A 21246-nucleotide genomic window follows, 5' to 3' on the forward strand; every position below is an offset into this window, starting at 1 on the left:
TCCTCCCAACGCTGCCGTTGGCAGCCTGGCGCGCGGAGCGGAGTAGCTCGTTTTCGCGCGACTCCGGGCAAATGCCGGGCCGTGGCGGAAGAAGGGAAGCACAGGCCTCCGCGCGTCTGCCAGAATGGCATTGTTCCGTAATAAATACAATGACATTTATAAGAGGCGATGCGCCGCGTGGCTCGCAATAGAAAACGGCGCAGCCGAAGCTGCGCCGCGCGATTTACCGCCGCAGGCTACTTGTCATTCCACACGGCGAGCTGGTTGCCGCTGGGGTCGGTGAACTCAAAGCGCGAGCCGCCGGGGAAGGTAAAGACCGGCTTGGTAACGGTGCCTCCGGCGGCGCGCACACGCTGCTCGGCCTGTGCGAGGTCGTCGGCATAGAGCACGATGAGCGGCGCGCCCGAGGCCGCCACGGCCCCGCGGCGGAAGCCGCCGGAGATGGACGGTGTGTGGAACGAGGTGTAGTCGGGGCTGTACTCCTTGAATTGCCAACCGAAAGCCTGCTCGTAGAAGACGCGGGCCTTTACCGGGTCGGGTGCGAAGAACTCGATGTAGTCGATGCCGTTGTGTCGTGCGGTCATGACAAAGTCTCCTGCGTGGTGGCCGTGCCGCCGAAGCCGGAGGGCAGGCGCACCACGGATGCGTGCTCGCATTCCTCCATCCATGCTCTTTGCGAGGAGAAGAGCCGGGTAGGGCCTCACGGATAGGGAGAACAGAACGAGGCCGCCGAGGTACCGGGTGAGTGTAACAGAGGCTTGTCAGGACTTTCGTGGCTCTGCCGAGTTGAGTTGCCGGAATCTGCCGGGTTCTTGAGAGAGTAGGAGAGGAGAGGCCCGTTCGGGCTGATGAGATCTGGCGCAAACTTGCAGAGCAACCCGCTTCCTCGCGGAATTTGCGGCTGGGGAAGCCGGGCTTTCCTGCTGACGTGCACCATCGGTTTCATGCGCCGGATGCGCGCAATCGGAGGCCGCGGCTATGCTATGCTCGCCGCATGAGCCGAGGCTGCCTGAAACATCCCGACGAACTCCCCTGCACCTGCGCCATGGGAAACATCTACCGCTTTGTAGAGCCGGTGGTGCTTTACATGCTGAAGGAGCGAGGCCGCTCGTATGGTTACGATCTGGCTGCGGGAATGAAGGAACATACGTTGACGGATTCGGAGATTGAAGGTGCGGCGCTCTACCGCACGCTGCGCCGCTTGGAAGAGAACGGCTTCGTCAAGTCGAGTTGGAAGCCCTCGGAATCCGGTCCTGCACGGCGAACCTATTCGCTCACCAAGGCTGGCGAGCGCCACTTGCGGGATTGGGCAGATGTGCTCGAGCACCTTTCGCGTTCGATGCAGACCTACGTCCGCAAGACCCGCTCGGTGTTGAAGTAGCGCTCAGCGCCGGATGGTGCGGCTGGCATCCTCGCACTGGGTTTCCAGAACCTTGTGCACGATCTGGCAGGCCTGCTTGACCTCGGGGATGGCGAGCGAGCAGTAGATCTGCTTGCCTTCACGCCGGAACGAAAGAATTCCAGCCGCGCGCAAGATGGCAATGTGCTGCGACAGGTTCGCGCGCGTGATGCCGAGAATCTCCTGCAACTCAGAGCACTGCATTTCCCCTTTGGAAACCAGGTCCAGAATGACCAGGCGCACGGGGTTCGCGAACGCCTTGCAGATCTGTGCCTGCATTTCGTAGACCTTGAAATCAATCTTCGTCTTGGTCTTTCTGCCGTTTTCTGCTTTTGTAGGACTCATTAGTTAAACCGGCCTTGTGAATTACTGCCCGTCTGCCACTCCTAAGATACAACGTCCGGCTCCGCGGCGGGCGCCCGCCTTTCGTAAATGACCATTGCAACGTGATGCGCGTCACATCTTCCGGCGGTGGTTTCATCGTACAACAGTTGCGAAATTTCGCAACTGAGTAATTGCAAATTGCAACTACCGAGAGAGAAGACAGAACCTATGACTTCATACATCCGTACCGCCGCAGTCGCTGTTCTCCTCGGAGCGTTCGCCACCGTTTCCTTCGCCGCTGATGGCAAGACCCTGTATCGCACCAATTGCAAGGTCTGCCATGACAAAGGCTCGAAGAACGGCGCGTTCTCTCCGCTGTCGCTCACCCAGGACCAGTGGTCCAAGTTCTTCAAGGTCAAGTTTGCTCCTTCGCACCAGACCGTCATTCACCCAGGCACGAACAAGAAGCTGCTGGAAGGCCTCACTCCCGACGAGCTGAAGGAAATCCAGAACTTCTGCGTGGACCATGCTGCCGACTCCGAGCAGCCGGCCACCTGCGGTTAGGCCGGATTCGCGAAAGGTATGTCCGTGAAGAAGCCGGGCATTTTTGCCCGGCGATGAGAAAGACGGACACACTCTTCGCGCAATGGCCCAACCACGGCGAAGTGCCAGAGATGACTCCTGCCACGGGCAGGACAAGGAGCAAGCAATGAAAAAGATGATTGCCGTTGCGGCGGCGCTGCTGTTGTTTGTGGGCGGTGCCTTCGCGCAGTCTGCCGGCAGCAGTGAGACCGAGCAGTTGAAGAAGAAAGTCGAACAGCTTGAGAACCTCGTCCAGAGCATGCAGCAGCGCCTGGACTCCACAGAGAAGAAAGCGCCGGAAGCGCCCGCGGCTCCGGCCCCGCAACCGGCCGCTGAATCCAGCTCCACGCAGCAGCAGATCGAGAGCCTGAAGGCCGACGTGAGGGAGCTGGAGACCAAGGCGACGGCCGCCGAGCGCAAGAATGCACTGGACCGCGTGAACTGGAGCGGTGACCTCCGTGCCGAGTCGCACTCGATCTTCGGCACGGTGCCGAATTTCTACGACGGCATGAAGATGCAGAACATGCTGGTCAACACTATGTGGATGTTCTCGCCCACCACCTCGGGCGGACTCGGCATGACGTTCGATCCGAACATGCTCAGCGCGATGACGCCTGCGCAGTACCAGTCGATGGTCAACTCGCTGATCCAGACCAACTACAGCCAGTACCAGTACTACACCAACAATCTGACGTTCTCGCAGTTGAAGTCCGGCATGGCGGCTTATCCGGCGGCCATGCAGCAGATGCTGCAGAACTACCTGATGCAGGTGCCGGGCATCTACACCAAGGGCTACGCGGCAGACGCCAATGCGGTGCTGACCAACCGCCTGCGCCTGAACCTCGACGCCAAGGTGAGTGACAACGTTTCGGTTACGGCCCGCCTGAGCATGTACAAGACGTTTGGTGATTCCACCGGCGTGCAGGTCTTCAACGGACAGGCCACGTCGATGGCCATTGACGGCACCACCACGGCCGTTCCTTCCGGCGACATGCTGCGCGTTGAGCGCGCCTACTTCACCTGGAAGGACATTGGCGGCTCCAAGTTGTATCTCTCGGTTGGCCGTCGTCCCTCGACCGATGGCCCGCCGATGAACTTCCGTGACGACGAGCCGCGTGGTGGCACTCCGTCGGGCGCACTCATCAACTATCAGTTCGACGGTCTCACGCTGGGCTACCACGTTTCCGACAAGACCTCGCTCCGCCTGTGCTACGGCCTGGGCTACGACGCAGGCTTCGGCAACGGACAACTGCTGCAGAATCCGGCGGACCGTCTGCGCAGCGTGCACTTCCTCGGCGGAAACTTTGATCTTTACGCCACCGATAAGGCTCTGTTGCAGGTCACCATCGCCAAGGCCTGGAACGTCACGGACGGCTTTAATGGCGAACTGGTGCTGAACAACAATCCGGTGACGGGCGCCGCCATCAGCGCGCCGGTCATCATGCGCTATACGCCTTCGGCCAACCTCGGCAACATCTTCCTGTACGGCATCAACGGTCAGATTCGCGTGAAGGATTGGGACCTGTACAGCAGCTTGAACTGGGACAGCCTGCGCCCGAACGGGCAGACCTCTCCGTTTGGCGGCCTCGGCTCCGATCCGTTTGAGACGCCGCAGGACCACGACGGCTGGATGGGCTACTTTGGCGCGCGTTACAGCGTGCCCAAGAACCACGGCGCCACCAAGCTGGGCTTCGAGTACAACCACGGCTCCAAGTACTGGTTTAACTTCGCGCAGGCTGAGGATGACATCCTCTCGCCGAAGACGAGCGTGCGCGGCAACGCCTATGAGGCGTATGTGACGCATCGCATCAACCGCCACTTCATCTTCAAGGCGGATTACCAGCGCTTCCAGTACGACTGGTCGAACTCGGGCTGGCACGTGGGCGCTCCCAAGCGCATGGACCAGACGCCGGTGCTCGGCTTTGCCAGCTACGACAAGGCCAACATGCTGACCTTTGGCCTGACGGCGCGGTTCTAAGCTCGTTACCTCCTGAGGGGCCGCGACGTATTGCGGCCCCATTCCTTACCCGCACGCGGCCCGTGCACTCTGAACAGGAGATTCCTCTTGCGTAAACAGCTCTTCATTCTTGCGTTTCTTTTGTCCGGCGCCGTCTGCTTTGCCCAGCAGAGTTCGCACGCCGATTACTTTGAACACTACGAGGGCACCAAGACCTGCCTGACCTGCCACGAGAAGGAAGCCAAGTCTTTCTTCAACGCGCAGCACTACCAGTGGGTGGGAGAGGCGGCGCACATTACCAATGCCCACGGCAAGCGCCTGGGCAAAATGAATACCATTAACGATTTCTGCACCAATCCAACCGCTAACTGGATCGGCAAGGTCGAGAACAAGGAAGGCGAAGTCATCACGCGCGGCTGCTCGGCCTGCCATGCGGGCCTGGGCCTGAAGCCGGAGCCCAAGATGTCTCAGGCGCAGTTGGAGAACATTGACTGCCTGCAGTGCCACGCCTCCGGCTACCGCCGCGACGTCTACAAGAAAGCCGACGGTTCGTGGGAGTGGCGTCCGATTCTGTGGGAGAACAAGGAAGGATTGGATTCGGTCTCCAAGCGCATCTCGCTGCCTACGCGTTCCATGTGTCTGCGCTGCCACGCCAACTCCGGCGGCGGCGCCAACTACAAGCGCGGAGACATTGAGTACGTTCTGGCCAACACCACCAAGGACTACGACGTGCACATGGGCACCGACGGCGCCAACCTGCAGTGCATTGGCTGCCACAAGGGAAGCGACCACCGTGTGAAGGGCCGTGGCGCGGATCTCTCGGCGAATGACATGCCGGCCACCGTCCGCTGCCAGGATTGCCACAAGGAGGCTCCGCACAAGGACGCCGACCTGAACCGCCACGCCAAGCGCGTCGATTGTACTGTTTGCCACATTCCGGATTTCGCGCGCACGGATGCCACCGACATGCAGCGTGACTGGTCCACACCGAGCTACGACAAGGAGCGCGACAAGTACTCGGCCACCATCAGCCTGCAGAAGAACGTGAAGCCGGTCTACGCGTGGTTCAACGGCAACACCCGCGAGCAACTGCTCGGCGAGCCGCTTAACCGGCTGGCCGACGGCTCTGTGGCCATGATGGTACCGGAAGGCTCGCGCAACGATCCGAACGCGCGCATCCACGCCTTCAAGCTGCATCGCGCCAAACTGCCCTACATCAAGGACAAGAACTGGATTCTGCCGATTCAGGTGGAGGAGTTCTTCCAGACGGGCGAGATGGACAAGGCAATCGTGGAGGCTTCCGTGCAGACTTACGGCATCAAGAAGCCGAACTACGGTTGGACGGAGACCACCCGCTACATGGGCATCTACCACGGGGTGGTGCCCGCTAAGCAGGCGTTGCGCTGCGCCGACTGCCACGGTGCTTCCGGCCGCATGGACTGGAAGGCGCTCGGCTACAACGCAGACCCGAACCCCTCGGCCAAGCCGCTCGCGCACAAGTAGGCACGGTCGGGAAGGTTCACGGGAAGTCAGCCGGAGAGTGGGGTGCCGCTCGCCGGCTGACTATTTCTGGCGAAAATTGTAACGCCGCGTTTCGATTTTCGCCGGCGCGCGTGTGCGTGTAGCCCTTACCCCGTCTAATATATTTGGAATCAATTGCATAGCCATTTAGTCTCCACGGATACTTGATCTCTGTAACAGGGGAAACGCAGAGGAGCCGAAGCGGGTTGTGCAAAAAACTCTTTGGACCGCAAAACTCTTCTCTGGCGGCAGGGTTATAGTCAATGCAGTGGTGTCGGTGAGTTGCCAGAAAGATGAAAGTGGCCCTGACTCTCAAATCCGTGACGCTGTTGGCGATGCTGACTGTGCTGATGCTGTTCTTTTTTCCGGCCAGCTTCGGCTCGTTCACGCAAACGCACGGACCCACCACGGCCCTGCGCGCCCTTGAGGCGATTCGCCGGGTTTTCCTGATGCTCTCCAGTCTGGCTATTGCGGATCTGCTGGCACGCGCTCTGCGCATGCATCCGGCGCCAGAACCCGCTTGTGTCTCCGCAACGGAGCGTCAGTCCTGCACCTGCCTGCGCTGCTAGCGCAGTTCTCCCACCGTTTCTCTATTCCGAAATTTCTGATATTTGCGTTCACTTCTGAGGAGGAGTGTATGAAGACTCGTCTTCCCCGCTTGCTGGGGTTGATTGCATTGCTTTCTGCCATGTTGTTTGTGAGTGCCTGCCATAAGAAGGTTGCCGCCGCCAAGCCGGTGCCGCCTCCGCCGCCGGCCGCGCCGACCGCCACTCTGACCGCTACGCCGGGCAGCATCGAGCGCGGACAGTCCGCGCAGTTGAACTGGTCGACCCAGAACGCCACCGACATCACCATTGCCGGCCTGGGCACGGTTCCTGCCAGCGGCAGCCGCAGCGTCAGCCCGGCTGATTCCACCACCTACACGCTGACCGCGAAGGGCCAGGGCGGTACCGCTGAAGCCAACGCGCGCGTCACCGTCACGGTTCCGCCGCCGCCGGTCAAGGCCGCTGGCCCGAGCGACGAGGAGTTGTTTGCCTCGCACGTGAAGGACATCTACTTTGACTACGACAAGGCGGAAGTCCGCGCGGCCGACCAGGCTAGCCTGAATGCCGACTTCGAGTTCCTGAAGGCTCACCCGAGCTTCAAGATCCTCATCTCCGGACACTGCGATGAGCGTGGCTCGGAGGATTACAACCTGGCGCTCGGCACCAACCGCGCCAACAGCGTAAGCAGCGCTCTGGCCAAGCTGGGCATTCCGGCCAGCCAGATCCGCACCGTCAGCTACGGTAAGGAAAAGCCGTTCTGCACGGAGAGCAATGAAGCCTGCTATCAGCAGAACCGTCGCGCGCACTTCACGCTCGACCGCTAATTGCAACGCGGGCCGGGGGCAGGCAAGGGAAGTCGCCACCCCCGGCCTTCGTGTCTTTATCTATACTTTCTTTAGAGAAACAAGTTTGGAATCGAGGCGGAAGGAATGTCTGCGATGAAATGGAACATCGCCCGGCTGGCGGCTGTGGTACTGCTTTGCTGCACAACGTATGGCTTTGCGGAAGCCGCGTTCGACCTCACGGGGCCGAAGCTGGAGGTCTCCGTGACGCGTGCGGGCAAGCACCTGCCCATCGCGCAGGTACCAGCGTTGCAGCCGGGAGACCGCCTCTGGATTCACCCCGCGTTTCCGGACAGCCAGTCCGTGCGCTATCTGATGGTGGTGGCCTTCCTGCGCGGAGCCACCAACCCTCCGCCGGAGACCTGGTTCACCAAGGTTGAGACCTGGACCAAGCCCGTTATTGAAGAAGGCGTGACCGTGGTGGTGCCGCAGCAGGCGCAGCAGGCGCTCATCTTCTTTGCGCCGCAGACGGGCGGCGACTTTGACACGTTGCGTTCGGCCGTGCGCGGCAAGCCCGGTGCCTTCGTCCGCTCGGCGCAGGACCTGAACCTGGCGAGCATGGACCGCATGCGTCTTGAGCGCTATTTGAGCGCCGTGCATGACGCCACTGCAAAAGATCCGAAAACCCTGCACGAGATTGCTCCAGTGCTGGCGCGCAGCCTGAACTTGAAGGTGGACAGCCAGTGTTATGACAAGCCGACTGAGCAGCAGGGGCCGTGCCTGACGCAGAACACCGATCAGATGGTGCTCGATGACGGCCACGGCCAATCCATGCTCGCCAAGCTGTCCAACGGTCCCACGGCCGACTTGGCGGAAGCGGTGAGCGCAACGGGCGCAGCCGGTGGCGGATCGTTCAGCCCGTATCTCGGCGTCATCGTTGATCTGGCCAAGGTCTTCGAGAACCTGCACACCGCCCAGTACCAGTACATTCCCGCGCTGGCGCTGCCGGAGGGTGAACAGATGAGGCTGCGGCTGAACAACCCGCCGTCCTTCCACAAGCCCATGTCGGTGATGGTGGTGGCGTTGCCGCCGGTGGAGCGCGCGGTGCCTCCCATTCTGCGTCCGCTGGACGCCAAGCAGGTGTTTTGCGCGCAGAAGCCCGCGCTGGCTTTCACCATTGAAAGCGCGCCGGTGATTTTCGCCTCGCAGTTTGGCCATGATTACTCCGTGCATGTGCAGAACCGCGCAGGCAAGAGCACGGATATTCCGGTACGCCCGGATGCCACGCTCGGAGGCTTTGCTCCGGTCACTCCCATCACGCTTCCTGCCGAAATTGGCGCTGATGCTACGGCCGAGCTGCGCGGTACCTGGGGCTTCCAGAGCTTCCACGGGCCGTCATTCCCCGTGCGGAACCTGCCTGCTGCAGCCGAGTGGAAGCTGCCCGCCGATGCTGCGGATTCGCTGGTGGTAGGGGCCGAGCGCACGCTCAAGCTGCACTCGAATTCGGCCTGCTGCGTGGAAGAGATCGCGCTCAACGACAAGGACGGTAAGCCATTCCAGGGCAAGGACGACAAGCCTTTGAAGGCCACCTGGAAACTGAGTGCGCCGGATGAGCTGGAAGTGAAGTTTCCGCTGGCAGATGTGAAGCCGCAGGCGGCCAAGCTGGAGATCAAACAGTTCGGTCTGAAGCAGCCTGTTGTGATCGCCACCGAAACCTACGCCGAAGGCAGCAAGCTCGAACAGTTTGAACTGCACGCCGGTGATAGCCGCGCATTGCTGAAGGGCAGCCGGCTTGACCAGGTGGCGGGCGCGGAGATCAGCGGTACGCACTTTGCGCCTGCCGGGCTGAAGCACTCTGGCGCGCAGGAAGAGCTGGAACTGAACGCGCACGAGGCAGTCAACTCCGCGCTGGGTATCGGCAAGGCCTTCACAGCCAAGGTCACGCTCAAGGATGGACGCGTGCTCGAAGTCGCCTCGCATGTGGACGCGCCACGCCCGTCGATTACGCTGGTGAGCAAGACGGTCCGCGCCGGTGCCTCCAACATAAAGTTGGCCAGCGTCGATGACCTGCCGCTCGATGGCACACTCTCATTCGTCGTCAAGGCTGCCAGTCCGGCCAAGTTTCCGCGGAGCATGAAAATCGAAGTGGCCAGCACTGACGGCTCATTCTCGGCGCAGCTCAGCGTTACTGGCGGAGACCTTACCTTGCAAGACGCGCAGACGGTCTTTGCCTCGCTTACGCCACGCAAGGCCTTCGGTGCCTCTGCCTTCGGCGCCTTGCAGTTCCGCGCAGTCGCCGAAGACGGCACCGCCGGGGAGTGGCAGCCGCTGGTGAAACTGGTGCGCCTTCCTGTGCTCAAGGAAGTCCGGTGTCCGGAAGACGCAGACAAGCCCTGCACGCTGCACGGCGAGCAGCTCTACCTCATCGATTCCGTTTCCTCGGAGAAGGATCTTGCGCAGCCTATCTCGGTGCCGTCCGGCTTTGCCGAGGCAACGCTCGCGGTACCGCAACCGCGCGGTACGCGGCTCTACCTGAAGCTGCGCGATGACGCAGCGACGATCAATGTGGCGGCGCTACCTGTTCTGCCGGAGGTTCCGGCTCCTGCACAATAGCTACCCACCAGCCGTACGAAAATCATCGAGAGGCGCGGAATCGTTCCGCGCCTTTTCCGTTTCCTATCGGAAAGTGGCACTGCGCCGCCGCCAGCATCGGAAGCTAGAACTGTTCTGACCAAGAAGAGAGCCTCCGCCGAGCAGGGCTTTTCCTCCTGGATCCGCGAACGTCGGCAAGCCTCCTTCCGCAGACGGGGGCACTTGGGGGATTGCTGGACTCGATGCGGCATCTGGTGCGCTCGTGCGGAGAGCATGGCGGATATTGCTGCTCGAGACTGGGGAGCGTCATTGGGTCGCTATTTTCCCTCTTCGGAATTCATCAATTCTTTGAGTGCAACATGAATCCCGATTTGGTAATGTGCTAGCGATACGGTTTTGGGACAAAAGTGGTATCTGAACGTTCGAGGGTACGCATTCTCTTGGAGTTGGATGCGACTGCTCGTGGTGATTGATCCTTGCGGCTACGGGACGATCGGGGGATTGGGCATGGAAATCTTGAGTCGTTGCTTTAGGTCTTTGAAAAAGAGCGGTGTTCTTCAGTCGGCTGTGTTTGCTGCGCTGGCTCTGATGCTGCTCATGTCTGCCACGGTATGGGCGCAGTCGGTTGGTTTTACAGGGGCGGAGACTTCAATCTACTCCGTCAATTCGAGCGCCTACACCCTTTCCAATATTGCCGTCGACAACAGCGGCAACAGTTATGTGGTTCAAACCCCTTCCAGCGGTTCCTCCCAGTTGCTGAAGATTTCGTCGAATGGCGCGGTCAGCGTCTTGAACAGTAACTTCTCCATCGCGCCCTCGGCGGTTGCGGTTCAGCCCAATGGTTCCACGCTCTATTTCATCTACTACTCCGCGAGCTGTACGTATGGCTGGGGAGTGGCCCGGAGCACGGTCTCCGGCAGCACTGCGACGGATGCTACGCCGCTGCCCTGCGGGGACCTGTTCACGATCAACGGGTGGACTGGACACTACGTCTACATAAGCGACCTGAAGGTTGACGCTTCCGGGAACGTGTACATTGCCGATAACGGCGGCGGCCTGCTGTGGAAGATTCCTGCGGGCGCCAACGTGCCTTCCTCGTGGGTCGCGGTAGCCATGCCGACGGCTTCCGATGGCACCGGATACCTGGGGCAGCCAAGTAATCTCGCCGTCTCGCAAAACGGCTCTGCCGTCTACCTCACATATTTGCACTACAACATCAGTACCAATGCATTTATTGGCGGATGCGTGGGATCAGTGTCCACCTCTGCGTTCGGCACCAGTTTCAACGGCACCACGGTTGGGAACCTGAACTGCAACATGACTTCGGTAGGCACGGGGCTTGGTGTGGACGCTTCGGGCAACCTCTACGTTGCGGGCTACACAACCGAGAATTCCACGAACAATTACTACGTCTACCATGTGACCAGCACGGCGGCGACGCCGGTGACGGCTCCTGCTACGACGGCCATCTCCAGCTTTGGACTGGACTCCACCGGCTCCATCTATGTCGAAGGAAGCTCCGCAAGCGGCAGCACCTACGAAATCCTGACTCGCACGTATGGCGCGGTCAACCTTGGAATGGTGAACGTTGGAGCCACGGGCAACGCCTACGCATTGCCGTTTGCATTCAGCGTTGGCGGCAAGCTGGGCAGTGTGAACGCTTACACCCAGGGCACCGGCGGTTCGGATGTCGGGCTGACCGCATCAACCACCTGCAACACGGTCACCACGTATGCGGTGAATGACACTTGCACGGTCTATGTGAAGTTGTCGCCGACCACCGCCGGGTTGCACAAGGGCGCGGTGGTGCTGAAGGACGTCAACAGCGTGCCGCTGGCAACTGTTTATGTTTACGGAACCGGCGTGGGTGCGCAGGGCATTCTGTGGCCGGCCACTCGCAGCACGGTGGTTGGTTCGCTGAGCGCTCCGGCAGGCGTGGTCGCAGACGGCGCGGGCAATGTTTATTACGCCGACGGCTCCGCTATTTACAAGGAGACATTGTCGGGCGGAAGCTACGCGCGTACGACCTTCGCCAGCACGCTCGGGTCGGTCACGGCACTGGCCATCGACGGCGCGGGCAGCCTCTATGCGGCGGACAGCAGCGGAAAGCGAGTGCTCAAGCTGACGCCGTCCGGCAGCGGCTACACGCAGAGCACCGTTGCCAGCTCCCTGAGTGGCCCGGCGGGTGTCGCGGTGGACGGTTTGGGCAACGTCTATATCGCGGATGGCTCGTCGGTCTACAAGGAGACGCTGACCAATGGCAGCTACACGCCGAGCACGGTGATCAGTTCTCTGGCGTCGCCGGGTGGCGTTGCCGTTGATAGTGCTTTGAATGTGTATGCCACGGATAAGAGCAGCGGCAGCGTGAAGAAGGCTGCATATTCGAGCGGCAGCTACACGGTCACCACCATTGCGAGCGGCTTGAGTTCGCCGGTGGGCATTGCGGTTGATGCAGCAGGCACCCTCTATGTTGCCGAAGAAGGTGGCAACTCGATCACGCTGGAACTGCTCAGCGGTGGCAGCTACTCTCCGGAAGCGCTGGTGGACAACGGCTCGGCGAGCCTCAGCGCGCCGACGTCGCTGGCACTGAGCAGCACGGGCGATCTCTATCTGGTTGAGAGCGGCAATCAGCAGGTGGTGCAGGAAAGTGTTTCCGGTATCACGGCGCTCAGCTTCCCCACAACGAAGCAGGGGGATCACAGCGCGTACCAGACGCTGCAGGTCGTCAACATTGGCAGTTTGAGCCTCACGTTCACTCATCCGGCGTCGGGCAACAATCCTTCCATTGGTTCGGACTTTGAGTTCAGCGGAAGCTCAACCTGCCCGGTTCTGAATTCCAGCAGTTCAAGCTTCACGCTGGCTGCGGGAGCCTCCTGCAACTATCAGATACGGTTCTCGCCGTTGGCCGCCTCCACTCCCGGGGCAACCACGGAGACCTTTGTGCTGGCCGCTGGAAGCCAGACTCTCTCGGCGACCCTGGCGGGAACCATCCTGCCTCCCGTCACGCTGATGCCGGCATCCGGCGCGCTTCCTGCCGGTACCTACGGCGCTGCCTATTCGCAGACTTTCACGGCCAGCAACGGGACTGCACCTTACACCTATTCTTTGACCGCTGGCACACTGCCTGCCGGACTCGCTCTGGCGACGGACACCGTGAGTGGCACACCCACGGAGACGGGCAACTTCAGCTTCACCATCACGGCTACGGATGCCGCCAGCAACTCGATCAGCCAGAACTACACGCTGTCGATTGCTGCCGCTACGCAGGCAACCCTGAGCGTGACGGGCGTACCGGCGACGGCGCAGACCTATAACGCTACGTTCACGGTGGGCATCACGGGTGGCAGCGGTACGGGCGCGGTCAGCTACATCGCGAGCGGCGCATGCTCGGTTGCGGGCACCACGGTCACGATGACCAGCGGCACCGGCACCTGCTCGGTGACGGCGACCAAGGCGGCCGACAGCAACTATCTGCAGGCGCAGGCAACCGCAACTGTGGATGCAGCACTGGCCACCCAGTCGGCATTGACCCTGACGGGCGTACCAGCAACGGCGCAGACCTATAACACGTCGTTCACGGTGGGCAGCAATGGCGGCAGCGGTACCGGCGCGGTGACTTACAGCGCAAACGGCGCGTGCTCGGTCGCGGGCACCACGGTCACGATGACGAGCGGCACAGGCACCTGCACGGTTTCGGCGAGCAAGGCAACAGACGGCAACTACGCCGCCACGACCTCCTCTGCCGCAAGCGTGGATGCAGCACTTGCCACGCAGGCAGCGCTGACTGTGACGGGCGTACCCGCTACGGCACAGACCTATAACACGTCGTTCACCGTCGGCAGCAATGGCGGCAGCGGCACCGGCGCGGTAGCCTACAGCGCAAGTGGCGTCTGCTCGGTTGCGGGCACCACGGTGACGATGACGAGCGGCACAGGCACCTGCACGGTTTCGGCGAGCAAGGCAACGGATGGCAACTACGCCGCAGCTACTTCCTCTGCCGCAAGCGTGGATGCAGCACTTGCCACGCAGGCAACCTTGAGCGTGACGGGTGTACCGGCGACGGCGCAGACCTACAACACGTCGTTCACGGTGGGCAGCACGGGCGGCAGCGGTACGGGCGCGGTGAACTACATCGCGAGCGGTGCATGCTCGGTCGCGGGCACCACGGTGACGATGACGAGCGGCACCGGCACCTGCACGGTGTCAGCGAGCAAGGCGACGGATGGCAACTACGCCGCTGCCACCTCCTCGGCGGGCACGGTATCCGCCGCGCTTGCCACGCAGGCAACCTTGAGCGTGACGGGCGTGCCGGCGACGGCGCAGACGTATAACACGTCGTTCACGGTGGGCAGCGCAGGCGGCAGCGGTACCGGCACGGTGACTTACATCGCAAGCGGTGCGTGCTCGGCTGCGGGCAACACGGTGACGATGACGAGCGGCACGGGTACCTGCACGGTTTCGGCCAGCAAGGCGACGGATGGCAACTACGCCGTGGCCTCTGCCCAGGCAGTTTCTGTCGATGCCGCGCTTGCTCCGCAGACCATTCACTTCACGGTTCCTGCCACGGCAACTTACGGCGACGCGGCCATGGCGTTGGCGGCAACCGGCGGTGCTTCTGGAAATCCTGTCACCTACATCCTCAAGAGCGGCCCGGCATCTCTGGTGGGTTCTACCTTGACGATCGCGGGAGCCGGGACGGTTGTGGTTGCAGCGGACCAGGCTGGCAACAGCAACTACGCCGCTGCCAGCGAAGTCTCGCAGTCGCTTGATGTGGCGCGGGCGGCCTTGACGGTGACCGCCGCCGATCAGTCGATGCTCTACGGCGGCACGCTGCCGACGGTGAGCGGTACGCTGACGGGTGTTGTGTCCGGTGACCCCATCACGGCCACCTATGCGACGACGGCGACCTCTTCCTCCACCGGAGGAAAGTATCCGATCACCGCAACGCTGCTGGACCCCAACAGCCGCCTCTCCAATTACACGGTCACCAACAACAGCGGAACGCTGACCATCAGTCCGGCGCCAACCGCGGCTGCTGCGTTATCGCTCTCCGCGGCGGAGATCTACCACGGCAGCACGGTGACGCTGACAGCCAGGGTAACAACGCCGCTGGCTGCGCCGACGGGAAGCGTGAGCTTCTTTGACGGCCAGACTTCGCTGGGCTCGGCGACCCTGAGCTCCGGCACGGCAACGTTGACCACCAGCGCGTTGGCGGTGGGTGCGCACACGCTGACGGCCACCTATCAGGGCGATTCGAACTATCAGAGCGCCTCGGGTTCGGCAGCTTTGACGGTGAAGACCGCGACGCTGACGATCAACGGCGGCGACGGATCGCAGAATCCGCTGGCCCTTACCGTGAAGCAGGGAGGCAATGCCTCCACCAGCTTCGTGCTTGGGCAGAACGGTGTGCTCAGCGGCGCGGTGAGCGTAAGCTGCACGGGCTTGCCTGAAGGACTGAGCTGCACGCCGTCGGTCAGCAGCACGGACGCCTCCAAACTGCCGCTGACAGTGACGGTGACGGTCAGTTCCACTGGCTTCCGCGTGATCGGAGCAGTTCGTGCGTTCCGTCCGTGGATGATGGCCTTCGGGCTGTTCGGCCTCGTGCTTCCTCTGGCGGCTCGCCGCCGTCGCATGGTGCTGGTAGCCATGATGCTCTCGGCGATGCTGCTGCTTGGGCTTGCCGGTTGCGGCACCAGCTCCGGAGCGACTGCCACCAATGCCGGCAGCGTGACTCCGGCGGGAACCTACACGGGCCAGATCACGATTACCAACAGCGGCACCGCAACGCAGACGACCAACTTCACGGTTACGGTCACAGAATGAGCAACGGGATGGAAGCCAAAGAGAGGAATGCCATGAAGGGTTGGCGCGTGTTTGTGTGCGTATCGGTAATGTTGCTGGCGGCTTTGCCGCTGGCGGCGCAGAAGGTGGAGATCTACGGCGGTTATCAATATGAACGCTTCAACCCGCACTCGGGAGCTTCGGCGAACATGAATGGCTGGACGGCCGGCGCGCAGATGCGGTTGAAGCAATTCCACAAGACCAGCCTGTCGGGCGCGGTGGAGTTTGGAGGCGCATATAACAAGCAGAATGGCGTCTCCCTGCGGCACTACACCTACCTGGCGGGTCCGCGGCTGACGCAGAACCTCGGGCGCTTCAGCGTGTACGCACACACACTGGTGGGTGCTGCGCGGCTTTCGGCCAGCCTGAACTCGGCCTCCGATGCGAGCAATAGCTTTGCCGTCGACCTCGGTGGCGGAGCGGAAGTGCAACTCTGCCGTCACTGGAGTGTTCGTCCGGTTCAGTTGGACTGGTTGCATACCTCGCACGCGGACAACGGACAGAACAGCCTTCGCTATTCGTCCACTCTAGTGTGGCGCTACTGAACGCAGTGGAAGATGCCACATGTGGCGTGTTGCTAGCCGCGGTGGCGGAAGTTGAAGTTGCAGTGATTGAGATGTGAGCTGACCGGTGAATTTGTGCCACTCTGCCTGAAGGCAGAACGGGCACAAACTGAGCCGGTCAGTTTGTTTTGCAGTTAATGCTGGCAAGCCAGATGATTGCCCTTATCGTCCGCTGAAGGCGGATGTATACGATCGGGATAAACAATCTCTTCCCGTTCCAAGCGTGAACTTTTTTAGCGCCGACTAGATCTGCCACACACTCGTGATAAAGAGCATCAGGCTCACGAGTTCCAGCGCCCACCGCAAAGCTGGCGCCATAATCTGCCACACAGAAACTTCTCTTCCATTTCTGGCGGAACACTTCGGGATTCGCACGTTGCTGCTGGAAGGCGGAGGCCACATCAACGGCGGTTTGCTGCAAGCAGGGCTTGTGGATGAGGTCAGCCTGTTGCTGTTGCCGGGCATTGACGGCCGGCATGAGATTCCGGCTGTGTTCGACGGGATCACTGCGACAGAGCATGTGGCGTATCCGCTAAAGCTGAAGTCGGTTGAACAGCGTGAAGGCGACGCCCTCTGGCTGCGCTACGAGGTGATCGGTCGCTGACCGAGTTCAGAGCAGGTACTTCCGCAGCAAGCTCAGCCTGCGGGATACGGCCCTGCGGGCATTTTTGCGCCCGCTTCGAACTACCGAAAAAAGACACTCCGGAGGAAAACGATTGGCGTTTGCTGCATGTATTATGGCGCGACCTGCATAATTCATATTCTGCTTCCGGGCTAAAGTAGGCTCATGTTTCATGCAAAAGCTTTCTCCGCTGCTTCTGAACAATCGCCGTTGACGCAAGCAACCATCACCCGTCGTGAGCCGGGCGAGCACGACGTCCAGATCGACATTCTCTACTGCGGCATCTGCCATTCCGACCTGCACACGGTGCGCAACGAATGGAAGGACGTGATGCCGACTGTCTATCCCTGCGTTCCGGGGCATGAGATTGTTGGCCGCGTGACGAAGGTTGGATCGGCGGTCACGAAGTTCAAGGCCGGAGACCTGGCGGCGGTCGGCTGCCTGGTGGACTCCGACCACACCTGCCCTGAGTGCCAGGCGGGCCTCGAGCAGTTCTGCCCCGGTCAGGTGCTCACCTTCAATTCTCCGGACAAGCACCTTGGCGGCGTGACCTACGGCGGCTACTCGGAGAGCATCGTCGTGGATCAGCACTTCGTCCTGCATGTGCCGGCGAACCTGAGCCTTGCGGGCGCTGCGCCGCTGCTTTGCGCAGGAATTACGACGTATTCGCCCATGCGCCACTGGGGCGTGGGCAAGGGCAAGAAGGTTGGCATTGTGGGTCTCGGCGGCCTTGGCCACATGGGTGTGAAGTTCGCGCACGCCATGGACGCGCACACGGTCGTCTTCACCACCTCTCCGAGCAAGAAGGATGATGCGCTGCGGCTGGGCGCCGATGAAGTTGTCATCTCCAAAGACACGGATGAGATGCGGAAGCACACCGGCAGCTTCGACTTCATTCTGGATGCGGTTGCCGCCAACCATGACATCAACGCCTACATCAACCTGCTGCGGCGTGACGGAAACATCACGCTCGTCGGCGCCCCCGATAAGCCGCTGCCGGTTTCGGCGTTTGCACTGCTCATGGGACGGCGCAGCCTCTCCGGCTCGCCAATCGGCAGCATTGCGGAGACGCAGGAGATGCTTGATTTCTGCGGCGAGCACAACATTACGGCCGACGTCGAGGTCATTCCCATTCAGAAGGTCAACGAAGCCTACGAGCGGCTGCTCAAGTCGGATGTGAAGTACCGGTTCGTGATCGATATGGCTTCGCTGAAAGCAAAGTAGAGGCTCTGTGTGGAGAGCCGTGCCTGAAAGCGGGGCGCGAAAAGGCGCGCCCAACCGCAACGGCATTGAGAAAGGATGAGTTATGCAGAAGCGCAAACTTGGAAAGAGCAATCTTGAAGTCTCGGCCATCGGCCTGGGTTGCATGGGGCTGAGCTTCGGTCTCGGCCAGGCCGTGGACAAGCAGACAGGGATCGACCTGATCCGCGCGGCAGTGGAGCGTGGCGTGACGCTGTTCGACACTGCGGAGATCTACGGTCCGTACACCAACGAAGAACTGGTGGGCGAGGCGCTCGCGCCGTTCCGCGATGACGTGGTCATCGCCACAAAGTTCGGCTTCGAGATCCTGGACGGCAAGCAGGCGGGGTTGAACAGCCGCCCGGAGCACATCAAGCAGGTCGCCGAAGCGTCCTTGAAGCGCCTGAAGACCGATCACATCGATCTGTTCTATCAGCATCGCGTCGATGAGAAAGTGCCGATCGAGGATGTTGCCGGCGCCGTGAAGGAGTTGATTCAGGAGGGCAAGGTCAAGCACTTTGGCCTCTCGGAAGCCAGTGCGAGCACAATCCGCCGTGCGCACAAGGTACAGCCCGTGACGGCCCTGCAGAGCGAATACTCGCTCTTCTGGCGGGAGCCGGAGCAGGAAATCATCCCGACGCTCGAAGAGCTGGGGATTGGTTTTGTGCCGTTCAGCCCGCTCGGCAAGGGCTTCCTGACCGGCGCCATCAACAAGGACACGCAGTTTGATAAGACCGACTTCCGCAACATTGTGCCGCGCTTCTCACCGGAGAACCGGGACTCGAACCAGGCGTTGGTTGATCTCGTCGTAGAGTTTGCGAAGTCGAAAGGCGCTACGCCGGCCCAGATCGCCCTTGCGTGGATTCTTGCGCAGAAGCCGTGGATCGTACCGATCCCTGGAACGTCGAAGATTCACCGCCTAGAAGAAAACCTTGGCGGGGCGAGTGTGGAACTCACTGCCGACGACCTGCGCCAGTTCAACGAGGCAACGTCCAAGATTACCTTGCAGGGCGCGCGCTACCCGGAGCATCTGCAGAAGCTGGTGGGCCGTTAATCAGGTGAGAGTCCGCCATTGATTGTGGACATCTGTTGTGAAGCTTGCGGCCGGGCTGTTGCATAGCCCGGCCGGTAGTTATTTTTCCGTACTGCTGATAGGAGAGCTATGAAGGAGAAGATCGAACGTCGCACTTTTCTTAAACAGAGCGCCCTCGTGCTTGGGGGCGCTGCGGTGAGCGAACTGAGCGGAATGAGCACTGCCGCCGCAATGACTAAGGAGAAGCCTACGGTCTATTTCACGCCAGACCTCAGCAGTGAGAGCCTGCTCAAAATCTACTCGAAGATTCACAAGCCGATCAGCGGTAAAGTCGCGATCAAAATTCATACCGGCGAACCGAACGGCCCCAACATTCTGCCGCGTGAGATGGTGAAGGCCCTGCAGCAGAGTATTCCCAATAGCTGCCTGGTGGAGACCAACACGCTCTACAAGGGCAAGCGCTACACCACGGCCGACCATCGCGAGACCCTGAAGATCAACGGTTGGGACTTCTGCCCGGTGGACATCATGGACGAAGACGGCGCCGTGATGATTCCGGTCAATGGTGGCAAGCACTTCAAGGAAATGTCCGTGGGCAAGCACATGCTGAACTACGACTCGATGGTCGTGCTGACCCACTTCAAAGGCCACATGATGGGCGGTTTTGGCGGCTCGCTGAAGAACATCGCCATCGGATGCGCGGATGGGCAGATCGGCAAGAAGATGGTCCACGCTGCTCCGGACAATGAGAACTACGAGGCATGGCTGAAGGGCGAGCCGTTCATGGAGAACATGGTGGAATCTGCCAAGGCCACGGTCGATCACTTTAACAGGAAGATTGTCTTCATCAACGTTCTGCGCAACATGTCCGTGGATTGCGACTGCGCGGGCACCAGTGCCGCACCGCCGAAGGCCCGCAACATCGGCATTCTGGCCTCCACCGACCTGCTCGCCGTCGACCAGGCGTCCATTGACATGGTGTACAAGTTGCCGGAAGCCGAGCTTCACGATCTGAAGGAGCGCATCGAGTCCCGGCAGGGTCTTCGCCAGTTGTCGTACATGAAAGAGATGAAGATGAGCAACCCTGAGTACAAGCTCATTACGCTGTAGGCCGGGGAAGACCATCGACCCGCAGCAGCAACCTGAGAACGAGCGCCGCGCAATCCCCGTGCGGCGCTTACCGCAATCACGCGAGAAAGTCCGGCAATGTCTCCCAACGAACAAGCACTCAAGAATCACGAACAACTGTTTCCCAACCATGTCTCCACGCTGGCGGTGAGCGACCCGGAGCTGATCGAGACCTTCGACAACTTCGCTTTCGATGAAGTTTTGCGGCAGAGCTGTCTGGATGTCCGGTTGCGGCTCAAGGTGCAGCTGGCGGCCATCATCGGCTGCCAGGCCCTCACGGAGTATCGCGTCATGGCCGGAGCGGCCCTCAACGTTGGCGTCTCGCCAGTTGAGTTGAAAGAGATTGTGTACCAGGCCGTTCCTTACCTTGGAATAGCGAGGGTGATCGACTTCCTCCACGCCACGAATGATGTGCTGAAGGAACGTGGTGTCTCGTTGCCGCTTGCGCTGCAATCGACTACGACGCCGGAGAATCGTGCAGAGAAGGGCCTTGCGGTTCAGAAGGAGATCATCGGCGACGGAGTTATTGAGAAGCTGTATGCGAACGCGCCGAAGGACCTGCTGCACATCCAACAGTTTCTCTCCTCAAATTGCTTTGGCGACAACTACACACGCACGGGTCTGGATATTGCCACCCGTGAGTTGCTGACGCTGAGCATGCTGGCCGCGCTTGGCGGGTGCGACGCGCAAGTGAAAGCGCATGTCGGTGCAAACCTGAATGTAGGAAATGACCGCGCGCGGCTGATCGATGTGGTGACGCAGTTACTTCCGTTTATCGGGTACCCGCGCACGCTCAACGCCCTGAGGGCGATTGAAGAAGTCACCGGCGCGAACGTCGCTCGATAAAGGAGAAAGCGTGATGAATGTACTGCTTGTGGGTGCCACGGGCAGTATCGGTGCATTTGTTTTGGAAGAGACAATTTGCAGCAGTTGATTGCTGACAATTCAGGCGCGTCGACCCGCGACGGCGCATGCTTCTAGATTCCACTTCCGGCAAAGTGTGAAGGGCAGACAGTAATGGAAATCATAAGAATTGGTTCGCAGGCTTCCGTCAAGGGGGCCTCCGATTGGTTCAGCGGCACAGTGCGAGTTGACTCGCTGAACTCTGGCAACAGACT

At 60.8% G+C, this 21246-nt stretch carries 16 protein-coding genes; 14 read left to right on the forward strand and 2 right to left on the reverse strand.

What is annotated here, in order from left to right; all coding sequences use genetic code 11:
• Positions 1–236: 236 nt before the first annotated feature.
• Positions 237–584 (reverse strand): VOC family protein, encoded by a 348-nt coding sequence (locus AC6IZO_RS02090; protein WP_497807512.1) that lies wholly within the window; start codon positions 582–584, stop codon positions 237–239.
• Between the two features lie 410 nt (positions 585–994).
• On the opposite strand from AC6IZO_RS02090, the gene AC6IZO_RS02095 reads away from it, so the two are divergent.
• Positions 995–1381: a PadR family transcriptional regulator gene (locus tag AC6IZO_RS02095; protein WP_497807514.1), complete on the forward strand. Its 387-nt coding sequence runs from the start codon at positions 995–997 to the stop codon at positions 1379–1381.
• A gap of 3 nt (positions 1382–1384) precedes the next feature.
• Here AC6IZO_RS02095 and AC6IZO_RS02100 read toward each other — a convergent pair whose 3' ends face one another.
• Positions 1385–1744: an ArsR/SmtB family transcription factor gene (locus AC6IZO_RS02100; protein ID WP_497807516.1), complete on the reverse strand. Its 360-nt coding sequence runs from the start codon at positions 1742–1744 to the stop codon at positions 1385–1387.
• Between the two features lie 207 nt (positions 1745–1951).
• Here AC6IZO_RS02100 and AC6IZO_RS02105 point away from each other — a divergent pair, with 207 nt between their 5' ends.
• The 13 genes from AC6IZO_RS02105 to AC6IZO_RS02165 all read left to right on the forward strand — a co-directional run bounded on the left by AC6IZO_RS02105 (position 1952) and on the right by AC6IZO_RS02165 (position 20974).
• A complete protein-coding gene (locus AC6IZO_RS02105; RefSeq protein WP_497807518.1) occupies positions 1952–2287 on the forward strand; it encodes a c-type cytochrome in 336 nt (111 codons plus the stop codon).
• 145 nt (positions 2288–2432) lie between these two features.
• Positions 2433–4283 (forward strand): DUF3373 family protein, encoded by a 1851-nt coding sequence (locus AC6IZO_RS02110; protein WP_497807520.1) that lies wholly within the window; start codon positions 2433–2435, stop codon positions 4281–4283.
• An 87-nt stretch (positions 4284–4370) separates the two neighbouring features.
• Positions 4371–5765, forward strand: a complete 1395-nt coding sequence (locus AC6IZO_RS02115; protein ID WP_497807522.1) for a hypothetical protein — start codon at positions 4371–4373, stop codon at positions 5763–5765.
• Between the two features lie 317 nt (positions 5766–6082).
• Positions 6083–6352: a hypothetical protein gene (locus AC6IZO_RS02120; RefSeq protein WP_497807524.1), complete on the forward strand. Its 270-nt coding sequence runs from the start codon at positions 6083–6085 to the stop codon at positions 6350–6352.
• Between the two features lie 68 nt (positions 6353–6420).
• Positions 6421–7152, forward strand: coding sequence for a peptidoglycan-associated lipoprotein Pal (pal, locus tag AC6IZO_RS02125; RefSeq protein WP_497807526.1), 732 nt, complete (start codon positions 6421–6423; stop codon positions 7150–7152).
• 105 nt (positions 7153–7257) lie between these two features.
• Positions 7258–9723 (forward strand): hypothetical protein, encoded by a 2466-nt coding sequence (locus AC6IZO_RS02130; protein WP_497807528.1) that lies wholly within the window; start codon positions 7258–7260, stop codon positions 9721–9723.
• Positions 9724–10299: 576 nt separating this feature from the next.
• Positions 10300–15525 (forward strand): Ig-like domain repeat protein, encoded by a 5226-nt coding sequence (locus AC6IZO_RS02135; RefSeq protein ID WP_497807530.1) that lies wholly within the window; start codon positions 10300–10302, stop codon positions 15523–15525.
• Positions 15526–15557: 32 nt separating this feature from the next.
• Entirely contained in the window at positions 15558–16088 is a 531-nt protein-coding gene (locus AC6IZO_RS02140) for an outer membrane beta-barrel protein (protein ID WP_497807532.1), read from the forward strand.
• A gap of 280 nt (positions 16089–16368) precedes the next feature.
• The gene (locus AC6IZO_RS02145; protein WP_497807534.1) at positions 16369–16710 is read left to right on the forward strand and encodes a dihydrofolate reductase family protein; all 342 of its coding nucleotides are present in this window, start codon (positions 16369–16371) and stop codon (positions 16708–16710) included.
• Positions 16711–16893: 183 nt separating this feature from the next.
• Positions 16894–17952: an NAD(P)-dependent alcohol dehydrogenase gene (locus AC6IZO_RS02150; RefSeq protein ID WP_497807536.1), complete on the forward strand. Its 1059-nt coding sequence runs from the start codon at positions 16894–16896 to the stop codon at positions 17950–17952.
• Positions 17953–18034: 82 nt separating this feature from the next.
• Positions 18035–19021, forward strand: a complete 987-nt coding sequence (locus tag AC6IZO_RS02155; protein ID WP_497807538.1) for an aldo/keto reductase — start codon at positions 18035–18037, stop codon at positions 19019–19021.
• Between the two features lie 210 nt (positions 19022–19231).
• Complete coding sequence (locus AC6IZO_RS02160; protein WP_497807540.1) at positions 19232–20110, forward strand: DUF362 domain-containing protein; 879 nt, start codon at positions 19232–19234, stop codon at positions 20108–20110.
• 96 nt (positions 20111–20206) lie between these two features.
• Positions 20207–20974: a carboxymuconolactone decarboxylase family protein gene (locus tag AC6IZO_RS02165; protein ID WP_497807542.1), complete on the forward strand. Its 768-nt coding sequence runs from the start codon at positions 20207–20209 to the stop codon at positions 20972–20974.
• Positions 20975–21246 lie beyond the last annotated feature (272 nt).

Source organism: Oryzophilus luti, assembly GCF_059726245.1.